Below are 19,953 nucleotides of genomic sequence, written 5' to 3'. Positions count from 1 at the left end.
AGTTAAGTTAAGTCAACAAAATTCCCAAAAATAATGACAAATCAGAAAAAGTGTGCGATACACAAAAGACAAATATAACAAAATGCGATCAGAATAGTTTTTATTGGTTATGGAAGTACGTTTTTTAAGCAAGGTGTCATTGTTTATGGCAATCTTCGTCTTACCACAATTTATTCCCACCACTTCCACTTCTCAATCCCTACTCTGTTCGGCTGTACTGGCAGCAGATATCCAAGATTTGGGCGAAAGTGGAGATCATGGAGAAGAGGGAGCAAAGGGTAATAATGGTCGTAATGGCGATAATTTAACTGTGTTTGCCGATGGCACACCTATGAATTTAGATTTAACAGGTGGTGGCGGTGCCGCAGGACAACAAGGAATCCAAGGATATGATGCTTTGTGCGAGCAGCAAGGCGACAAAATAGGCAAAAACCTACGGGGAGCAAATGGCGGTGACGGAGGCGATGGAGGCGACGGCGGAGTCGGCGGCAATGGTGGCTCTTTGACTATCTACACCACTAATAAAGAAAGCTTAAAGCAGGTCTATGTAATTGCTGCGGGGGGAGAAGGAGGCGCATCAGGAAAAGCGGGAGTAGGAGGAGAAGGCTGTCAATGCGATCGCCCTTATTGGAATGAAGAAACCTGCTTTGGCGATCCTGGAAGCTCTAACTATAGCTGCACTACCGAAGAATTTCAATGTACCGACGGTGAATCAGGCAGAAAAGGACGCACTGGTGTCAAAGGTAGAGACGGTGAAATTGGCAATCTGACTTTAATTAATTTGGATAAGTCCCTCGATCCAGATTTACCAGAAGTTACTGCGCCAATTAGTGAGTTAAAAGGAAGGGGCTATACTTTATCAAAAAATATTTGGCAGAACAAAAATAATGCTGCTTCTTTACTTGCCCCTGGTTCAGTTATTGCTAATAAATACAAAGAATTAGTAGCTCGTCATGAACATACAGTACTGGTAGTTTGGGATGCACCCCAGCCAGCCGAAAATTTTGACGATCAGAATATGACTTTAGCTATTAAGGGAGAAAATGACGCTGATATCTTTTTACCTAAAGACTTGTGGTTAGAAACCAAAACAGAAAAACAAAATAAGGTAACCGAACTGCATATTTTTAATGCCGTTCGCACTAAAGATGTTGACGATCTAACTATAGATGGTCTATTTGGACAAGGAGCAGGTTTAGAGCTAGATGTCTTTGACAAAGCCGAACAGTCTAATTTGATCGGCACTGACTTTACGATTAGATACAGTGTGGGCGAAAAGTCCGAAGAGAAAAACTTTTTTGGTGGTAGTAGCACCGAATATAAAACTAAATATGAGGGAACAGTTCCAACTCAAGCGATCGCCAAAAACGGCAATTTATTTACCTTGCAGTTAGGCAAGTTACCTATTCCGCCTGAATATCTCCAGCCAGGATTAAAAGTAGAAATAGAAGTAGCTGCCAAACGCTCTTTAGGAGAAAATTCCCTAATCAAAAAACTGTCTACCCGTACTGAGATTGAACAACAATCACGATCTTAAGAATAGCCTTTAGCTTTTAGCTATCAAAACAAAATTAGTAATCTGGAGAATAAATGGCAATAAAAAATTTAAACAAGATTAACCAGTGTTTCAACCGCTACTTTAATAGCTCGCTCAACGGTTTGATCTTTATCGGCAATTATTATATTCTCAGTCTCGGTACGTTGTGCCACTACCCCACAGACACAAGCAGCAGCAAAACCATAGACCCCAGCCATCTTAAATAGAGTTCCTGCTTCCATTTCATAATTCAAAATATTGAGATGACGATAGGTAGCAGTAATTTCTTTGAGCCAAGGTTGGAGATGGGGATTAGCCGAAGACTCGGTTCTTTCCTGTCCTTCATAAAAGGTATCTACTGAAGCGGTAATACCCAAGTGACAGTCAATTTCTAAACGTCGAGCCGTTTCTACTAGAGCCACTGTTAAATAAGGATCGCCAACGGCAGGGTATTCCACAGGGGCAATATCTAAAGCTGCACCTTGACGACATAAAGCTGCTTGAGATACAACAAGGCTACCTACCTTTACGCTGGGCTGAATCGAACCACAAGTACCAACTCGAATAAATTGTTTGATGCCGACTTTAACTAGTTCATTTACTACAATACTTAAAGAAGATGCCCCCATTCCGCTAGTAGCGATTAAGATGGGTCTACCATTAGGCAGATTACCTAAATAACTATGAAGTCCTCGATATTCTGAAAGAAGTTTAACATTTTGTAAATAAGTATGAGCGATGTATTGCGATCGCTCTGGTTCTCCAGACAATAGTACAGTCTGGGGCGCGTCAAGACCAAGATCTGACTGGCTAAAGCCAATATGATAAAGTTTCATTTTAAAATCTAGACTATAAACTCAAAACTATTAATAATTAGCAAATTTATGTCAGATTAACACTGATTGTTGATTACTAATTACTATTGACTGATACTAAACGATGGTAACTCTCGAAAAATATTCCTCAATTGTCTCTAGCTGTAAAAATAGTCCCATAGGGAAACATTTGCCTAATGCGCTGTATGTTCATACTGCTGCTTTATCTAAACTCGATCCTTTTTTAAAAGATTATGAGCATCAGGCAAGAGGCTTAATAGAAAATACCGATAAAGCTACCATCATTAAATTTGGTATCGATCGTCCTAAAATATCTTATTTATATTATCCAGGCTTTGACCTCGATCCTCATCCTCAACTACACCAAAGTGTTGTGGTAGATTTAATCACCGAACAGGTAACGGTTCGACAGTATCATAATTCTCATAATCCGCCAATTCTCCATCGCAAAGAAACCTTTGTTACCGCCGAGTATCCTAATTATCAAACCTTCGCTGAATTGACTGAAGCAGAAGTGGCTTTAGGCTTATTAGACAACTCCCGTCACATTGGTACTTTGCAGGAGTGGACACGTTTATTACTACAACAGGGAATATGTATAGTGAATCATCATCTGGCTTGTCCCATAGACTCTCCCCTTGCCAAACAGCAAACTGTCTTAATTGAAAGGCATAAAGCAGCTTTAAAACGTTCAGAATTATCCCGTCCTGTGAGGGTTGCCTTAGAAGCAGATTTATTTACGGTTGGTACTACCTTTTTTGATTATGGCTGTGGTTGTGGAGAAGACATAAAACGTATTAGTGAACTGGGCTATGATAGTTCTGGCTGGGATCCTTATTATCGCCCTAATACCAAAATCAACTCGGCTGACGTTGTGAATTTAGGCTATATCATTAACGTTATAGAGGATATTGCCGAACGACGAGAAGTTCTAATCAACGCTTGGGAATTGGCACAGCAGGTGCTGATTGTCTCGGCTCAAGTTCTAGTTGACGATCGCCGTCGTGGTCTAATTGCCTACGGCGATGGCATAGTTACCAACCGTAATACCTTCCAGAAATATTACGAACAGGAAGAACTAAAGCTGTATATAGAGCAAGTCTTAGGAGTTGAAGCAATTCCTGCGGGTTTAGGTATTTATCTTGTATTTCGTAACGAAGCTCAAGCCGAGTCTTTCCGTGCCTTCCGCGTTTATTCCCACCTTAGTACTCCTAGGGTTCAAGCTCAAGTTAGAAATTTTGAGGACTATCGCCAGCTATTAACCCCTCTGATGGATTTTTATACTAAGAGGGGTAGATTGCCAGTCAAAGGCGAATTAAGCGCAGAAGCTGAGATTAAAGCCGAATTTCGTAGCTATCAGCGAGCATTTAAGGTAATCTTCCAGGCTACAGATAGAAAAGAATGGGAGGCGATCGCTGAAAAACGTCGCCAAGATCTTTTAGTCTATTTAGCATTGGGCAAATTTAGCGGTCGCCCTACCATCAGAAAGCTAGCACCTGAAGTCAAAGCCGATGTCAAGGCTTTATTTGGTAACTACAAACAAGCCTGTACCATCGCCGATCTCTTACTAATTCAAGTGGGAGACATGAAGAAAATTGCTAACCTCTGTAAAACCAGCAACATTGGTAAACAGCTAAATGATGCGATCGCAGTTCACGTTAGCGCACTCGAAAAACTGCCTCCCTTACTACGACTATATGAAGGCTGTGCTAGTCGCAATTTCTACCGCTTAGAAAATGCCAACATTGTCAAACTCTACTACAACAAGCCAAAAATAACCTATCTAGTCTATCCAGAATTTGACACTAAAGCTCATCCTGCTTTACAGGCAACAATGGAAGTAGATTTACATAATCTATCTGTCACCTATCACGATATTTCTGATGAGACTAACCCGCTAATTCTGCATCAAAAAGATACCTTAGTTGCGCCAGACTATCCTAGCTACAACAAATTCGTCCGACTAACCAAAAAAGAACAAAAATCAGGCTTGCTAGAAAACACAGATGCCATTCGTCGCCTTCATGGCTGGATGCGCTGTCTCAGGGAACATGAGGTAAAAATTGAAGGACACAAGCTTAGTAATCAATGATTAATGATTACTGTTTAGTCTGGTGACCATGAGTAAAAAGTAAAAAGTAAAAAGTAAAAAGTTAATCTTGTTTTAGTTTTTTTAAAGTAGTAATTAAAATATTAATAATTTCGATTAATTCACTCAGTAGTGGATTAAATTTGTATTCAGGTACGCTATTAGATTTTATCAAGAGATTAATCGTTAGAGTCGAGGAGGATGTTTCCATCTCTCCCCTCTCTTCCGAACCGTGCTTGTTAGTTTTCCCAACACACGGCTACTCAAACGTTGTACCAATTGTCATAAACGGACTTCTCAGTTTTTTAATACAACTGGGGTATCGTCAATCCATGTATATTTGGTTTTTGACCATATAAGAGCTAATTCCTTAAAGAATTTTGTAGCTCTTTTTTCCCTAATTTGTATCAAATCAAGTGCTGTTTTTTCATCGTGGCAATGACCATGTAGTAGCTGTTTATTAGAGTTATCGTTAATACCTCCTAAAGCTTTTGCTAAAATATGGTCATTCTCAAGAACATCTCCGTTGCGGAAATTTAATCCGCACCAGTTACATTTCCCTTTTTGTTTCTTAAGTAAAAATGCTTTGTTTTGGGGCATTTCAGCACTTCTCCCCATTCTGGTACTCCAATAAATCAAATCTCCGTCATAAGGACTTTTATCTCCTTTAACCTTCACGTATTCAGTTGAACTACTGCTGAAAGTATTGTGAAATAGCAACCGTAGAGGTGATGTTCCTTCATTTCCAGTTGCAAAGTAGATTCGATTTCCTATCCTATGTAGATACTTTCTGCAAGCTTTGCTGAAGTTTCCACACCGATTTACTCCCCAGGCTCTTAATTTTTGCATTACTAAGAAGTCTTGTTTTGAAAACAATTTCATAGTGTTTGCATCGGAAAATTTATAGTAATTGCACCAACCTCTAATAATTGGGTTAAGCTTACTAATAAGCACTGGTTGTGGGGATTTTTTATGTTCCTTGACAACCTTTTTGATATTTTCTTGATGTCTTTTGCAAGATTCTTTGCTGGGGATGATGAGAGTTCTAAAACCTAAATAAAATCCATGTGGGTGTTTTGGCGACTTATGTTTTCCTATTGGAAATTGTCGAATATTGTACCCTAAAAAATTAAATCCAGATATTCCATCTTCGCTTTGTTCACCGTTTAGTGTGTGAGCTATTCTGGTTTTGGATGGTTTTAGTTCTAAGCCGATATCACTTAGCCAGATGGAGATTAGTTCTTTACACTTAAGAATTACATCAAGGTCTTGATGAATCACTACGAAATCATCCGCATATCGAATGAATGTAAGTGATCTGACTTTCGCCTGCCAACTAGCTGCTTTTCCACCTGGATATCTCAGCTTGATGGTTTTTGCGTAGTCAGTTAACATATTCTCCAGACCATGTAATGCAATGTTAGCGAGTAACGGTGAAATAACCCCGCCTTGAGGCGTTCCATCACTCGTAGGTGCAAATGCTCCTTGGTCTATTACTCCCGATTTTAGCCATGCTTTAATTTGTTGCCTGACTTTACCTCGGTGATTGAGTTTTTGGAGTAATGCAGTATGATTTATACGATCAAAACATTTTGCAATATCGGCATCTAAGACATACTTGGTTTTAGATTGTATTGCTAGTTTTATCTTGTACACTGCATCGTGACACGACCTTCCTGGTCGAAATCCGTAGGAGTTTGGTTCAAAATAAGCCTCCCATTCGGGTTCTAAGGCAGATTTTAATACTCCTTGAAGTGCGCGGTCGTGCATTGTGGGTATGCCTAGTGGACGTTTCTCCTCTTTTCCAGGTTTGGGAATCCATACTCTGCGAGTAGGTTTACTTTTACCTGTTAAGGTAAGTTGTCCTGCGAGTTTCAATCGGGCTTCTGGGGATAGGTTTTTAATCCCGTCCACTCCTGCCGTCTTTTTACCGCGATTGTCTTGTGTTACCCGACGAACCGCTAACACTTTATTTGACCAAGAACTCATCAGTGTTTTCTGGAGTTTTCGGACTGTTTTTATTTCTCCACGACGAGAAGCAGCATAAATGCGTTTTTGCAGCTTGAAGACATATCTTTCGGCTTTATTCCAATTGATATCATCCCATCCCACAGTCTCCGTTAATGAATCTGTATTAGGCTTATTCACTGATACTTACACCTTTAGCTTTATTACGTTTGCGGGTTACGTCTGCTTATCCTGGGAGTTACCCCATCCTTTTTGTGGCATTACCTGTTAAATCAGATTAGGCATTTGCTTCTTAACCCTTCCTATCCAACTACCTCATTTGGTTGATACCTACCAGAGTTCACTGGAGATGTAGTTGGGTTACTTCGTTCCTACATATCATTGGTTTGAGTTCTTTAGGGTTCATCTGTCCGCCTATGTAGACTAGAGATGCGTTACTAGAAATACTGAGTCTAGTAATCCGTCGTCCTTCCCGTTGTTTCGGGGGACAAGGTGTGGCTTAACCCACTAGCTTATATTCCTTGCTGAAAGTTTAAGACGGTTGTTGGCGATGATTCGTTTTTCTACCCCACGATGTCCTTTTCCTCGATGTAATCTCAGTCCAGGGTCGGATATAAAACTCTTGCTAGCAGCGGGTGTTTTCAGCAATTATCACCCTTACTTACGTTTACTCCCGCAGATTACATCTGGGTTATCAACCCACATATAAGGGAAACTTCACACCCTCGTCACCAAGGGGGACGCTGTATGCTTTCAGCCCCGCATCAGGGCGCATAGACTTGATTTTCTAGGTTACTCATCTCACTATGATGATATGTAAGTTGTCTTTTATAGAGGATTAAAGTGCGAACTCTACCCGTTATGGGTTACTCTATAAATGCCTCCTATCCCCCTATATAAATAGGTTTCAGGAGAACGAATCGCACCAGTACCGACTTTCATTTGCTTCTTTTAAAGCTATTGAGTATTTTGAAATAAAATCTTTTCTAGATTGAGCAAAAGTAGCTTCTGAACAGTTTGCTCCAATGGAAGTAGAAGAACGCAAAAATTGTTTTGATAGAACTACTGCTGCATGGCTAAAATTATTTTTTTTGTTAATTTCTGCATAGGCGTTTATACATCTAATAGCAAAATTCTCAGTTCTTTCTTGAATAGAAGGGCTATTATTATTCATGATTAAAATTGAGCATCTTAACTTAATTTTATCATTGGAAAGCAGTTGATACTGTTCTTTACTTTTTACTTTTTACTTTTTACTTTTTACTTTCACCACTGGGGCAAACTAGCAATTAAAGCTTCTGCTTGTTGATGGTTCAATGGTCTAGAGAAGAAGAAACCCTGTCCATACTCGCATTCTAATAATCTTAGCTGTGCCAACTGAGAAGTGGTTTCAATTCCTTCGGCGATAACGTCCATCTTTAACATATGAGCCAGAATAACAATCGCTTTGACAATGGCTGAGTTTTCGCCGTTAGCCTGCATCTGACTGACAAAAGAACGGTCTATTTTGATTGTATCTACAGGAAAACGGTTTAAATAGCTAAGAGATGAATATCCTGTGCCAAAATCATCGATACTAAACTGAATTTGTCTTTTTCTCAGGGTTAAAATAATATCTGTGACTGTTTCTAAATTATCAATTAAAATACTTTCGGTAATTTCTAACTTAAGAAACTTTCCTTCTAAACCAGTTTCTTCGAGAATGCGATCGATTTCTTCAATTAACTGTGGTTCACGAAACTGCTGACCAGAAAGATTAACGCTCATCCTAATTGTAGGATGTTCGGGATATTTCAACTGCCAATCTTTCGCAGCCTGGCAAGCTTGCTGAAGCAACCAGTTACCTAGAGGCACAATTAAACCAGTTTCCTCGCAGATAGGAATAAAATTGTCTGGTTTAATCCGACCTTTTGTCGGATGATTCCAGCGAGCAAGTGCCTCAAAGCCAGATAATATTCCTAGTCTTAAAGAAGTGATTGGCTGATAGTAAACTTCAAATTCTCCTCGCTCTAACGCCCGTCTGAGGTCTGTTTCCAGCTCTAATCTTTTTACGGCGCGATCGCGCAGGGAATTATCAAAGATTTCATAACGTGCTTTGCCCTGTTCCTTAGCACTATACATCGTCAGATCCGCATCTCGTAAAATATCCTCTGGTTTTTTATATCCCTGAGAAGAAAGGGCAATTCCAATACTAGCGGTAGTAAATAGCTCATAACCTTCAATGTTGAACGGGAAAGTTAAAGTTTGATAAATACTTTCAGCCACCAAAGTAGCCTCAGATTTACTAGCAATATTTTCCAGCAGAATAGTAAATTCGTCTCCTCCCAAACGAGCTACTGTATCTGTGGGTGCGATCGAGCCTTCCAAACGACGACCAATTTCAATTAATAATTTGTCCCCAACTAAATGACCAACGCTATCGTTGACTACTTTAAAGCGATCGAGATCGAGAAACAGTACAGCAAATAGATAGTCTTTTTGATTTTGGCTTTTTTTAAGCTGTTGTTCTAAGCGATCCATAAACAAAGCTCGATTAGGTAATCCTGTCAGCGCATCATGGAGAGCATCGTGAAGTAATTGTTGCTCCATATATTTGCGTTCGGTAATATCGACGATCTGATTATTAAAATGTAGGGGTCGATCGTCGGCATCAAGAACAACTAGTACTTTGAGCAAAGTATCAACTATCCGACCATTTTTGGCAATAAAACGTTTTTCTATTTGAAAGTCTGACTCTTTACCCTTAATTAATTGCTGTTCTAAGCTGCGGTGTATTTGCAAGTCTTCAGGATGGCTAATTTGTGCAAACGATAATTCTAACAATTCCTTTTGGGTATATCCCAAAGCATCACATAAAGCCTGGTTGACCCTCTTAAACCTGCCCTTTAGGCTACTAATAGCCATGCCAATAGGAGCCATTTCAAAGGTAAGACGAAACTGTTCTTCACTCTTTTTTAAAGCTTCTTCTGCTTCTCTGCGTTTAGTAATATCTTCAGCAATACCTACAAAGCGGTTAACTTTGCCCATTACATCGCGAACAGGAAAGGCTCTAACTCTTACCCAGCATATAGATTTGTCAGGACGAATAATTCGATATTCTTCTTCAAAATCGTCTCCTGTTCTAAATTGAGTTTCAATTGTGGCGATCGCTTTATAAGAATCTTCTGGATGAATTGCCAATAACCAAGATTGAGGATCTTCATACAAACTCTGACAGCTACGACCCCATACTGTTTCGTAAGTAGGGCTTATATATAGTATTTCGTCAGTCTTAGCAGAGATGACAAAAAAGACCTCGCGGACATTTTCCGCAATTTGTCGAAAACGTTCCTCCCTCTCTTTCAACTCCTGTAATTCTGTTCTCAATCGTTGATTTTCAGCCAAGACTGCTTCAATTCGGTTTAAAAGAGAATTCTGCTGCTGTACAATTTCTACTATTTCCCGATCGGACATCTAATTGGCTACAATTGCGAAAATTACAACCCTATAATGCCCAGATAAAATTTAAAAGCAACATTTTTTTAAGGAATGAAAGGATAAAGGGATGAGGAGTAATACTAAATCTTGTTCAAGTAGGTTACGTAACTGTTGGGTTAGGTAGTAGGTAGTGGGTAGTGGGTAGTAGGTAACTGTTTAATAAGTTAAAAATTTTAAGATACTTCTCCTGATCGGATTTAGTACTACGAGCCAATCAGCCTCACTGTCCTAATCTAATTTTGTACGACTATAACTAAACAGTAGGGTGCATTAATGAAATGTAACGCACTCAATTAAATAAAAACAACAAATTATTAAATTGGTGCGTTCTCAATTTAAGTTATTTGCCAAAAACTTTTGGTGTACAAAAAAACACACCCGACGAAAGCGATCGTTTTAATAAGATATTAAAAAAGCCCTGCTAAAAAACAGGACTCAAAAGTTTGACAGATAATCAAAATCAATTATTTTAACGAACAGTATCAGCTAATTGATCTACGCGGATTGGCTTGATAAAGTACATTTTGATAAGCTGCGTACCATTAGAAATATAGTGAGGAAGCTTACGTAGAAGCTTAATAGGTGTGGGAGAATTTGAACTAGCAATTTTAGTCAATTTCTCGTTATTGACTATACACTTTTCTAAACGGCTATAGAAATCAGGATGTTCAACATCTAATACTACAGGAAATACTCTACCTGCGGTTTCGTTAGTCTTTTCAATGACGTGCTTGTCATATTCTCTAGCATCCAAGCCCAAAGATTCATAAAAACCAGAGCGTTGAACATCATTAAGATACATAGTCGCAAACACTGACAGCAAGAAAAAACGACTCCATAGTCTTGCTTTCCAATCATTAAGAAACTGAGGCTGGGACTTCATAATTGCATCGAAGAAGTCACCGTGGCGGTTTTCATCCTGACACCAATTTTCAAAGAAGCTGAAGATAGGATAAATTTCGTTTTCAGGATGCTGCTGTAGATGGCGGAAAATTGTAATATAACGCCAGTAACCAATCTTCTCAGAAAGATAGGTTGCATAGAAAATAAACTTAGGCTTAAAGAAAGTATATTTGCGACTCTTAGTTAAAAACCCTAGGTCAAGTGAAAGATTAAAGTCAGATAGGGCTTTATTCAAGAAACCTGCATGACGAGCTTCATCTCGCGACATGAGAGTAAAGATTTCTGCCAATACTGGACTTTTTCCTTTTAAACGTCTACCTAATTCTTTATAGAGTAGAAAGCCAGAAAATTCAGCCGTACAGGAACGTTCGAGAAATTCAATAAATACCTTGCGAGTTTCTCCGCTAATGCTATCCCAAGACTTTTGAAACTGCTCATCTCTGACAAAATGATGGCGGTTATAGTCAATGCGGAACTCTTCTAAGATTGCTTTTAATTCATCTTCATTAACCGAGATGTCCATCTTAGCCATCTCGTCAAAATCGGTTGTATAAAAGCGAGGAGTGAGAATAGTTTCCTCCGCAGGAGATTTTACTCCAGGGCGCACTTCCTCAAACTGTGGTTTTTTAAGACTGTCTACCATTATTTTAAATACTTAACTTCTTTTTCTATTTAGACAATCTGACTCTAACAGTTGCCATCATTTAGGTGCTTATAGATCAATATTCTCTAACAGTTACGTTACTCTGTGGTGGTTTGTTAACGAATATTAATCAGTTATCAATTTCTTTATTGAAAGTTTAGAATTTCTGCTGCTGCTATTGATAACTCTTTCAAAACCTGTGAAGCGATCGCTTGATCTCCTTCAAAAACAGTTTCTTCGTAAAAACCATCTACTAACGACAAGATTGTAATTTTGTCACTTTGAGGATCGACAATCCAATATTCTAAAATGCCTCTTGCAGCATATTCAGAACGCTTCTTGATGCAGCGCGGTCTTGGGGGAAACCCCCAAGACCGCGCTGCATCGCTTATACCGATAATCTCTGTCTTCATTTGCTTTACCAGGAGATACAATTTCTACAACCAAAGCAGGAGGTGGCATATCAGCAGTGATAGTAGCTCGTCTACCGCCTATTGCTGCTAACAAATCCTCTGTCAGAATCATTAAATCAGGAATTCTGACTCTAGTACGATTACCCGTGACGACAATCTCTGTATTTTTATGACGAATTAGTTGAATAGGAACTAGCTTAATAAATTTTGAAAGCAAATAAAGGGCAATTAAATTGTTGCGAGCGCTTCTTGAACGGCGCATTCGCGCCAGCGTCCCGAAGGGACTTTGAGGCGTTAGCCTCTATGTCACTTCAAGTCGGCGAACCCGCCCAACGTGCTGCATCGCTTTTTGGTGGCATAGCTACTAATTTTCCATCTACCAGTTCGTAACGACTATCTGTACCGTCGTCATAGGCAAGATATTCTTCGAGGCTTAATGAAGTTGTGGTGGTAGTCATTGTTTGCGACTATCAAACTTTTCTTATAGATATATACCTATTGTATTGTACGACTTAGATCGATTAACATAATTACCAAACAATATAATTACGGAGGCTAACAGCTTATTTACTCAAGGTTATTACGGCATTCTGTCCTCCAAAGCCAAAGCTGAAGCACATGGCATGATGCACCTGTTTTTTTCTTGGCTGAGTAACTAAATCTAAGTTAAATTCAGAATTAATTAAACCTACACAGGGGAGTAAATAGCTATGCTTCATTTCTATGAGAGTCAATGCCACATTAATTGCCCCTGATGCGCCTAAAGTATGTCCTGTGGCTCCTTTGGTAGAGCTTACGGCAACTCCTTGAGGAAATATATGTTTAATTAACTGTGCCTCATGGCGATCGTTTAAAGACGTACTAGTACCGTGAGCATGAATATAGTCGATCGCCTGAACTTCTAAATTACTTCGCTCTAAAGCTTGTTTGATCGCTCTGGCTGCACTACCATTTGTCGCCTTGGGTGCGCTAATGTGGTGGGCATCGCAGGTTAATCCAAAGCCTGATATTTTGCCGTAAATTTTTGCTTGACGGCGAGTTGCTGACTCTCCTGTTTCTAAAACAAACATTGCTCCTCCTTCTCCCAAAACCAGTCCTTCTCGCTTAACATCAAAAGGATAACAGCCTGTAGATGCTAATGCTCCCATGCGCTCAAAAGCAGCCAGAGTCAAAGGCGTAATTGGAGCTTCAACTGCACCAGCAAATACTCTTTCACATCGACCAGTTTTAATTAACTCATAGCCTCTGGCTAATGCCCAGATTCCCGTAGCGCAAGCAGCCGTTGGAGCTGAAACAGGTGCATTGGTTTGTAAATATTGAGCAGTTGCGATCGCGCTTTGATGAGGTAGAGTTTCTAACCAGTTAAGAATATGACCATCTTTTTGAACTATTAATTCTTCCCAGGTTGCTTGGCAACCACGACTCGAACCTATAACCACGCCACATTCAAGCAAAGGAATTTGTAACTTAGCGTCTATGAGGGTAGCAAGCAGAATTTTCTGGGTTAAATTATCTATTCTGCTCGGTTGAGAGTTAATTAAGCCCAAAGGATAAACTGGGAGTTCAGCGAAAGGCTGCTGGAGTTTGATCCCTGATTTACCCTGCACAATACTTGACCAGGTTGTTTGGAGTGAACCGAGACACGAGATTAATCCTATCCCAGTGACAACAACGTCATGTCTAATATTCTGCATATATTACTCTGCATATTCCACTCCATAAATTCGAGGCTTGATTTATTTGGCTCTCACATTTATGATTTTATCAAAAAGCTTTTAGTCGTGAACTTCAGAGCCTTGATTTATGCAAGAAGTCTAAGTAGCTCCACCTAAAAAACGCAAAACAAATATAGCTACTTAAAATATATTTTCTCTGACCTGTGACCTCCACCAAACTGCTTTATGTTTAATAAAGTGTAACTACTTAATCTGATTATGTTATTTATTGATATGTCTTAAATTCCGAGATCCTTTAGCTTTTGATTAATAAAGTTATTAAGATCTTCTTTAGTATCTTGCAAAGGATTTATTTCTCTCCAAATAGCAAAATATGATTTATATTCTACAATCATAATGTCTAATCCATCAAGTTGATATTTTTCAGCAATTTCAGTTATCTGATTTTGAAACTTCTTGGATATTACAGTTTTTATCTCATACGACTTATTTTGAAAAACGATTTTTGTTTTTCCTTTGAGATGGATGTTTTTTTGTTCTAGTTTTTCAATTTTCAGAAAAATCATAATAAAGAAAGTAATATTGGCTTAGAAGCTCAATTGATTTTACCTATAGAAGTGTTAAATAATTAAGAAAAAATGTCAGCATACAAGGATTTAATTCATTTGCTAGTTAACTAGCTTAGGTTCTGGGACAGTGTTTTTAATTTTCGATTCATGTCTTAATTGAGTAACGCCCAATATGATAGAAAGCAGAAGAATTACAGCTACTACTCCAGCACCCCAAAAAAGCAAAAGATTATTTTTAGAATGTGATGCTTTTTTAATATCAGTTGCTGTTTGTAGTGTTATATCTTCTTTAGAGTAATCTGCTCCATCTAACATAATTTCTGCAACAGTACCATAAGCATCCACCCAAGCCTGCTTTACTTCAGGAGTCCATTCGCTTTTTAAGTATTGTTCAAATGTTGTCAAAAGAGCCGAACCAATAAAAGGGTAATGTTCTGGAAGTGCGCCATACTTAATATGTCTTGCTCCCAAACCTTTTAGGCTGCTGTTAATTACGCTAGGAATTTTGAGGTTTTCTACTATCAAGATAAGAGAAGCCAAAAGTTTTTGTTTCTGTTCTTCCATATTAGTATGAGCAAATAAAGGTTTTACTTCTGGACTAGCTATAAATAAATTTTTGTAAAAACTATCTACAAAGTTGTTTGCTTGAGGCTTAATTTTTTCAAAACTTTCTTCTAGTAATTCAATTTGTAAAGACATTAAAATACAATATATTTTGTTTTTTTAGCATTTTAATAATAGCCTCTAATTTTTCCAGTAGCAATAAATCCTTATAACAAAATAAATCTCTTGCGAATAATAATTACACAAGAGATTTAGATAAATTTAAAGATTCTGAACCGACTTTGAACAAGTCTATTTCTTGAGGTTTTCCATGCCTTCGATGACTTTGGCTGAAGTAATGCGATCGCCTTGCTTAATTTTATCAACCACATCCATTCCTTCAACAACCTTGCCAAATACGGCATAGTCGCCATCGAGGGAAGGTAAATCTTCTAAAGCAATATAAAACTGTGAAGAAGCTGAATCAGGCATTTGTGAACGCGCCATGGCAATTGCACCGCGATCGTGCTTGAGAACGACATCAGAACCAGAAAGTTTAGCTTTGCTATAAGTAGGCTTATCCTCTCCTTCTAGTTTGATTTCTAAAGGAATACGTCTTTCAGAACCAGTGGCAGGATCTGTAAATCCTCCTGTTCCCAATTGTCCACGGAAGTTTGGATCTTTACCTTGAGGATCGCCACCCTGAGCTACAAAGCCAGGAATAACGCGGTGAAATACTAATCCGTCGTAAACACCTTGAGAAACTAAATCAACAAAATTTCCTGCCGTTGTTGGAGCTTCTTTACCGTTTATTTCCATGATTATTGGTGAACCATTAACCTGAAATTCGACTTTCGCCATCCCCTCTAGTTGGGGCAAATTATTACTCATTTCTTTATTACTATTTTTATCTTTGGCGATCGCCGTTTGTGCTTGGTTATTTGTCAGATTATCAGATGATGAACTTGATTGGGAAATATTTGTAGCTGATGTAGCGCAGCCTCCCAAAATCATGCTGCTAATCAGCAGCAAAGAAAACATCTTAATCAACCATTCTTTATTGTTTTTAGCCATATTTTAAATTTTGACTTTACCGCTCATAACATTGAACGTTGTAGCCTAATTTTTTCTCAACTGGGGTCATTTAATACAATCTCATTTTTCAGTATATCTTTATAGTTTCTGTAACTAAATTATTTTCAATATCGTATTATATATGTAGGTAAAAATTTTAGTAAAATGCCACACGAACAATTAGATTTAGCAAGTGACAAACCAGTTTTATCTTGGGCAAACCATAATCTTGGTAATAATGAAGCCCAAATGGCAAAAAACGTAGCCTCTCTCCCATTTGTATTTAAGCACGTGGCACTTATGCCTGATGTTCATTTGGGAAAAGGTGCGTTAGTAGGCTCAGTAATTGCCACAAAAGATGCGGTGATTCCTGCTGCTGTGGGTGTAGATATAGGTTGCGGGATGGCTGCGGTTAAGCTGCCCTTTACAGGCGATCGCGTCGAAGGTAAACTAAAAAAAATTCGTCATCAAATAGAGCGATCGATTCCCGTTGGCAGATGGGGAAATAAAAGAATTGAAAGCAACGTTACCAATTGGCAAGGATGGCGAGATTTTAAAGAATTGCATCCAGGGGTGCAGGATTTAGACGACAAGGCACTGCAACAAATGGGTTCTCTCGGTGGAGGAAATCACTTTATCGAACTCTGTTTGGATACAGACAACTATGTCTGGTTGATGCTGCATTCTGGTTCTAGACACATCGGCAACAAACTGGCGCAGTGTCATATTTCTACGGGAAAAAAACTAGCAGAATTAGCCGATCTTAGTTTGCCCGATCCTGACTTAGCTTATTTTGTGGCTGGTACGCCTGAATTTGAGGCATATTGGCGCGATTTACAGTGGGCGCAAAATTATGCTCGTTTCAATCGAGACGTGATGATGGGGCGTTTTAAAAAGCTAGTAGAGGATTTTGTCACGGGAGGTAAAACAACTAAGCCTTTGTTATCTGTAAACTGTCACCATAATTACGCCGAAAAAGAAATTCACTTTGGCGAGGATGTCTATGTGACTCGTAAAGGTGCAGTGCGGGCAGAAAAAGAAGATTATGGAATTATTCCTGGTTCAATGGGAACTAAATCTTATATTATCAAAGGCAGAGGCAATCATGATAGCTATTGCTCTTGTTCCCATGGCGCAGGAAGATTAATGTCTCGTACCAAAGCTAAAAAAGAGTTTACGCTTGAAGATGTAATCGCACAAACCCAAGGAGTTGAATGTCGTAAAGATAGCAAAATCATCGATGAAATTCCTGGGGCATACAAGCCGATAGAGCAAGTTATGGCAAATCAGTCTGATTTAGTTGAAGTTGTTGCTACTCTCAAGCAGATTGTTTGTGTTAAAGGATAAATAACAATTTATCGGCAGGGAGAGTATTATTCTCCCTTTTTTTTATGTTACTAAGAGGAGAATAACTGATGTAGCTTTTTATATCGTGACTTTCTCTGCTTCGTTTTGAATTGGTTCTAAAATTGCGTAACCCTCAATTAATGATGATTCTGGTAAACTTGCCAATTTTTGTTCAAAATCAGATGGCTTTATTTGTTGCGCTTCTAAAAGTTTGTATTGTGATGTGTAACTTTCAAAAATTGCGCTTCTAGCCATTATTTTTCTTAATGCAGGAATTACCATTTGTTGTTCTTTTTCAAGACCTACGCCGATTTTTTTATTCAATCCTGTATAGTCATTCTTGAACAAATTTCTATACCAAACTTCATTCATACTAAGTCTTAGTTCGTCGATCCAAAGTAAACCTTTTTCCTGATAAACAAAATCTAACCATTCAACTAGTTCAGTAATCGAAACCTCATTAGCAAAATCTGTTGCGAGAAATCTTTCTGGATATATTCCAATTAAAACTTCAGCTAATTCGACGAGTCTGAACTTGCCAAAACAAATTAATTTCTTCCATTTCTTTACAAGCAATATCAAACATACCTAATTCTGAGGTACATCGAACTTGAGCCAAAGCAGTCAAGGAAAAATATTCCTCATAAGTCATTGCTATTTCAATACTATTCGCTTCAGATAATAGCTCTCGATAGCGCATATTAATTTCAGCAAGAGTATTTCTAGAATTATGTAATATGGTGTGACGGTGTTCTGTTGCTGTTTTTCCATCAATTTTAAGGAGAGCATTTAAAGCAGCACGTAATTTTGCTCTTTCACTACTTTCTAAAAAGAATTTGATTGCCAAAACGTCTTTTTGAATAGTTTTAAGCATTTTATCGATTGTATTTAGCTTTTTATCGATAGCAGCAAAGCCAATACAGCTTACCGTTAAACCTAAACCTGACAATAATGCAGTACCTGTAGCAATTTGCAAAACTCGTTCTGTTGTTTGAGACAGGGAAGAAATTTGTCCCGATATTTGCATCAACTGATGAGTATTAAACTTGGTCATTTGCCTGATTTGATTTAGTTCAAAACTATTAGCAATACCTGGAATAAAGTTAAGTCCTGGTATCGTTCCAAGTACGTTAGGAACTAAATGTCTAACTATTTGTCCTGCATGGGGTGTACCTAATGCCCATCTAATTACCCCACCATATAACTTATATTGACCTGTAATTAAACCTGCAAAGGTTTCATAAGGAATAACCCTAGATACAGTCCATCCTGGTAACATAAGCAATTTTTTCCAACTCTTAAATTTGATTCATTAAAAGTTATTGTTCCCTCAGAATGGTCTGAAATAACATAGAGTAACAACATTTAAAAAATTTAATCGCGTCTGTGAAGGTATAAAATTATAAAAATAGTATTAATTTTATCTTTAGACTTTGAAAGCTATCAAGCTAAAAATAGAAATTTAATAAAAGAAAATATAATCCAATTTAGAATTACGCAATTAAATATGAAAAGAGATTTTAATATTTATTGATTTCAGTACATACAGTTTAGTTTTAAACATCAACAAAAAATCGCTAATCAGAGTTACAGGTAAAAGTATTGGAAAATACTGTTTTGTCTCTATGAAAAGCGATGAATTACTTTAGGCGATGTTGCTAGTTTGAAATGACTTCATTCAATAAGCGATCGCCTTACTCAATTTAAACTTTTACAATCCTTCTAAAGGAACTTCGAGAAATCTTGCCAACTCTGCGCCTTGATTTTCCAAAGTAGATAAAGCGATGGGTTCACCAACACGAGTCAGAGGAACATCTCTTCTTTTTTTAGAACGCAAATACAAAGAGCGTTTGGGGGTTAAACCTTCTCTGATTTCGGCTCTAATGGATTGAACTTCATCAATAGGTATTTGTACCTCAACTTGGCGATTTTTGCCTGGATATCCCTGGCGAGAAATTGTTATTTTGCCCGTTTCTTTACTAAATTCGTTGTAGCCTCCACCTACATTCCACACAAGGAGTAGCCACAAATAGCTAGCCAAAAGCAAACCAGCAACGCCATAAAAAGTAAGAGCAACTCCTTGAGGAATAAACTGTAATTCACTAGTATCAGAGACGATCAGCAAATTAGTTTTGAGATAACTAGATAATCCTGCTAACAGAAATCCGACTCCACCCATAGATACTATACTTGCCCATAAGAAGTTGCTAAACCTGCGAGAGCCTAAAATATTTTGTCTAAGTGTTTGTTGTTTGGTTTTATTAGTGGTCATTATTAATCGTTATAGTTTAATTAGTATGTTAAAGCTGAATAAATAAAATCTGAGCCATGACCTTTAAAGGGTGTTGCATCTTTATGAGATGGTTTAAATTGACGTAGAGAATTGAGAAATGATTGAGCGTCAATAATGCTCAATCATCCAGCAACTATCAACGCACTCGAAAGGAAAGAACAAAATCAAAATTAAACTTTGCTTTTGCTCAGGGATTTGATTTATGTGTCATTTTGTAAATTTTTTGCTAATAATTATTTAAAGGCTACTAATAGTTTAAGACCATTGAGTTTTAAAATTGAACAATTGTCTTCAACTACCTGTAAACAGTGATTTTGTGCTATTTTAATTACGTTACCCTAATGTAATTCTAAGGACATTTTTGTAATAACATCTTAAAGATTATCTCATCTCGAAACAGGAGATGCTAGCTGATAATCTGCTAAAATTTTATAAAACTTGGCACTTCTCAACATTTTGTTAAGCTAGTGTCAAAGGCATGATACAAAAGTACATTTCGACGAGCGACCCCGCGTCGCCAGAAAGGCTTTAGCCGCATCTAGGCGCAAGGGAACGCGCAAGTTTGATAAATCTTGCAGTTTACTC

Annotated in this window: 15 protein-coding genes and 1 pseudogene; 3 read left to right on the top strand and 13 right to left on the bottom strand. The window is 38.1% G+C overall.

The features are described 5' to 3' along the window. Positions 1-109: 109 nt before the first annotated feature. The gene (locus tag SLP02_RS12105; RefSeq protein WP_319420911.1) at positions 110-1,537 is read left to right on the top strand and encodes a collagen-like protein; all 1,428 of its coding nucleotides are present in this window, start codon (positions 110-112) and stop codon (positions 1,535-1,537) included. Between the two features lie 68 nt (positions 1,538-1,605). On the opposite strand, the gene SLP02_RS12100 is transcribed toward SLP02_RS12105, so the two are convergent. Continuing rightward, a complete protein-coding gene (locus SLP02_RS12100; protein ID WP_319420910.1) occupies positions 1,606-2,373 on the bottom strand; it encodes a nucleoside phosphorylase in 768 nt (255 codons plus the stop codon). A gap of 103 nt (positions 2,374-2,476) precedes the next feature. Here SLP02_RS12100 and SLP02_RS12095 point away from each other — a divergent pair, with 103 nt between their 5' ends. After that, the gene (locus SLP02_RS12095; protein WP_319420909.1) at positions 2,477-4,465 is read left to right on the top strand and encodes a DNA phosphorothioation-associated putative methyltransferase; all 1,989 of its coding nucleotides are present in this window, start codon (positions 2,477-2,479) and stop codon (positions 4,463-4,465) included. 294 nt (positions 4,466-4,759) lie between these two features. On the opposite strand, the gene ltrA is transcribed toward SLP02_RS12095, so the two are convergent. The 9 genes and pseudogenes from ltrA to SLP02_RS12040 all read right to left on the bottom strand — a co-directional run bounded on the left by ltrA (position 4,760) and on the right by SLP02_RS12040 (position 15,728). After that, positions 4,760-6,610: a group II intron reverse transcriptase/maturase gene (gene ltrA / locus SLP02_RS12090; RefSeq protein ID WP_319420908.1), complete on the bottom strand. Its 1,851-nt coding sequence runs from the start codon at positions 6,608-6,610 to the stop codon at positions 4,760-4,762. A gap of 727 nt (positions 6,611-7,337) precedes the next feature. Next, positions 7,338-7,604 carry a four helix bundle protein gene (locus tag SLP02_RS12085; RefSeq protein ID WP_319420907.1) on the bottom strand — a complete coding sequence of 89 codons (267 nt, stop codon included), beginning with the start codon at positions 7,602-7,604 and terminating at the stop codon, positions 7,338-7,340. A 92-nt stretch (positions 7,605-7,696) separates the two neighbouring features. Next, a complete protein-coding gene (locus SLP02_RS12080) occupies positions 7,697-9,883 on the bottom strand; it encodes an EAL domain-containing protein (RefSeq protein ID WP_319420906.1) in 2,187 nt (728 codons plus the stop codon). Between the two features lie 493 nt (positions 9,884-10,376). Next, positions 10,377-11,453, bottom strand: a complete 1,077-nt coding sequence (gene acsF / locus SLP02_RS12075) for a magnesium-protoporphyrin IX monomethyl ester (oxidative) cyclase (RefSeq protein ID WP_319420905.1) — start codon at positions 11,451-11,453, stop codon at positions 10,377-10,379. Positions 11,454-11,599: 146 nt separating this feature from the next. Further along, positions 11,600-12,324 (bottom strand): annotated as a pseudogene (locus SLP02_RS26660) (Uma2 family endonuclease). Between the two features lie 105 nt (positions 12,325-12,429). Next, positions 12,430-13,560, bottom strand: coding sequence for a beta-ketoacyl-ACP synthase (locus SLP02_RS12055; RefSeq protein ID WP_319420901.1), 1,131 nt, complete (start codon positions 13,558-13,560; stop codon positions 12,430-12,432). A 260-nt stretch (positions 13,561-13,820) separates the two neighbouring features. Further along, positions 13,821-14,108, bottom strand: coding sequence for a hypothetical protein (locus tag SLP02_RS12050; RefSeq protein ID WP_319420900.1), 288 nt, complete (start codon positions 14,106-14,108; stop codon positions 13,821-13,823). A gap of 102 nt (positions 14,109-14,210) precedes the next feature. After that, complete coding sequence (locus SLP02_RS12045; RefSeq protein ID WP_319420899.1) at positions 14,211-14,810, bottom strand: globin family protein; 600 nt, start codon at positions 14,808-14,810, stop codon at positions 14,211-14,213. Between the two features lie 156 nt (positions 14,811-14,966). Further along, positions 14,967-15,728: a peptidylprolyl isomerase gene (locus SLP02_RS12040; RefSeq protein ID WP_319420898.1), complete on the bottom strand. Its 762-nt coding sequence runs from the start codon at positions 15,726-15,728 to the stop codon at positions 14,967-14,969. A 165-nt stretch (positions 15,729-15,893) separates the two neighbouring features. Here SLP02_RS12040 and SLP02_RS12035 point away from each other — a divergent pair, with 165 nt between their 5' ends. Further along, complete coding sequence (locus SLP02_RS12035; protein ID WP_319420897.1) at positions 15,894-17,075, top strand: RtcB family protein; 1,182 nt, start codon at positions 15,894-15,896, stop codon at positions 17,073-17,075. A gap of 78 nt (positions 17,076-17,153) precedes the next feature. On the opposite strand, the gene SLP02_RS12030 is transcribed toward SLP02_RS12035, so the two are convergent. The 3 genes from SLP02_RS12030 to SLP02_RS12020 all read right to left on the bottom strand — a co-directional run bounded on the left by SLP02_RS12030 (position 17,154) and on the right by SLP02_RS12020 (position 19,347). Continuing rightward, positions 17,154-17,651 carry a hypothetical protein gene (locus SLP02_RS12030; protein ID WP_319420896.1) on the bottom strand — a complete coding sequence of 166 codons (498 nt, stop codon included), beginning with the start codon at positions 17,649-17,651 and terminating at the stop codon, positions 17,154-17,156. Further along, complete coding sequence (locus SLP02_RS12025; RefSeq protein WP_319420895.1) at positions 17,587-18,354, bottom strand: hypothetical protein; 768 nt, start codon at positions 18,352-18,354, stop codon at positions 17,587-17,589. Before SLP02_RS12025 ends, SLP02_RS12030 begins: the two co-directional genes overlap by 65 nt. A gap of 432 nt (positions 18,355-18,786) precedes the next feature. Continuing rightward, positions 18,787-19,347, bottom strand: coding sequence for a photosystem I assembly protein Ycf4 (locus tag SLP02_RS12020; protein ID WP_319420894.1), 561 nt, complete (start codon positions 19,345-19,347; stop codon positions 18,787-18,789). Between the last annotated feature and the right edge of the window lie 606 nt (positions 19,348-19,953).

The sequence above is a fragment of the Pleurocapsa sp. FMAR1 genome, from assembly GCF_963665995.1.
Classification (GTDB): Bacteria; Cyanobacteriota; Cyanobacteriia; order Cyanobacteriales; family Xenococcaceae; genus Waterburya.
The sequence above is the reverse complement of the archived record's forward strand: the minus strand, read 5'-3'. Positions and strand labels throughout refer to the sequence as shown.

Coding starts and splice junctions, on each gene's coding strand:
- SLP02_RS12045 (WP_319420899.1), bottom strand. CDS start 14,810: ATGTCTTTACAAATTGAATTACTAGAAGAAAGTTTTGAAAAAATTAAG.
- SLP02_RS12040 (WP_319420898.1), bottom strand. CDS start 15,728: ATGGCTAAAAACAATAAAGAATGGTTGATTAAGATGTTTTCTTTGCTG.
- SLP02_RS12025 (WP_319420895.1), bottom strand. CDS start 18,354: ATGTTACCAGGATGGACTGTATCTAGGGTTATTCCTTATGAAACCTTT.
- SLP02_RS12105 (WP_319420911.1), top strand. CDS start 110: ATGGAAGTACGTTTTTTAAGCAAGGTGTCATTGTTTATGGCAATCTTC.
- SLP02_RS12085 (WP_319420907.1), bottom strand. CDS start 7,604: ATGAATAATAATAGCCCTTCTATTCAAGAAAGAACTGAGAATTTTGCT.
- SLP02_RS12050 (WP_319420900.1), bottom strand. CDS start 14,108: ATGATTTTTCTGAAAATTGAAAAACTAGAACAAAAAAACATCCATCTC.
- SLP02_RS12020 (WP_319420894.1), bottom strand. CDS start 19,347: ATGACCACTAATAAAACCAAACAACAAACACTTAGACAAAATATTTTA.
- SLP02_RS12100 (WP_319420910.1), bottom strand. CDS start 2,373: ATGAAACTTTATCATATTGGCTTTAGCCAGTCAGATCTTGGTCTTGAC.
- acsF (WP_319420905.1), bottom strand. CDS start 11,453: ATGGTAGACAGTCTTAAAAAACCACAGTTTGAGGAAGTGCGCCCTGGA.
- SLP02_RS12035 (WP_319420897.1), top strand. CDS start 15,894: ATGCCACACGAACAATTAGATTTAGCAAGTGACAAACCAGTTTTATCT.
- SLP02_RS12080 (WP_319420906.1), bottom strand. CDS start 9,883: ATGTCCGATCGGGAAATAGTAGAAATTGTACAGCAGCAGAATTCTCTT.
- SLP02_RS12055 (WP_319420901.1), bottom strand. CDS start 13,560: ATGCAGAATATTAGACATGACGTTGTTGTCACTGGGATAGGATTAATC.
- SLP02_RS12095 (WP_319420909.1), top strand. CDS start 2,477: ATGGTAACTCTCGAAAAATATTCCTCAATTGTCTCTAGCTGTAAAAAT.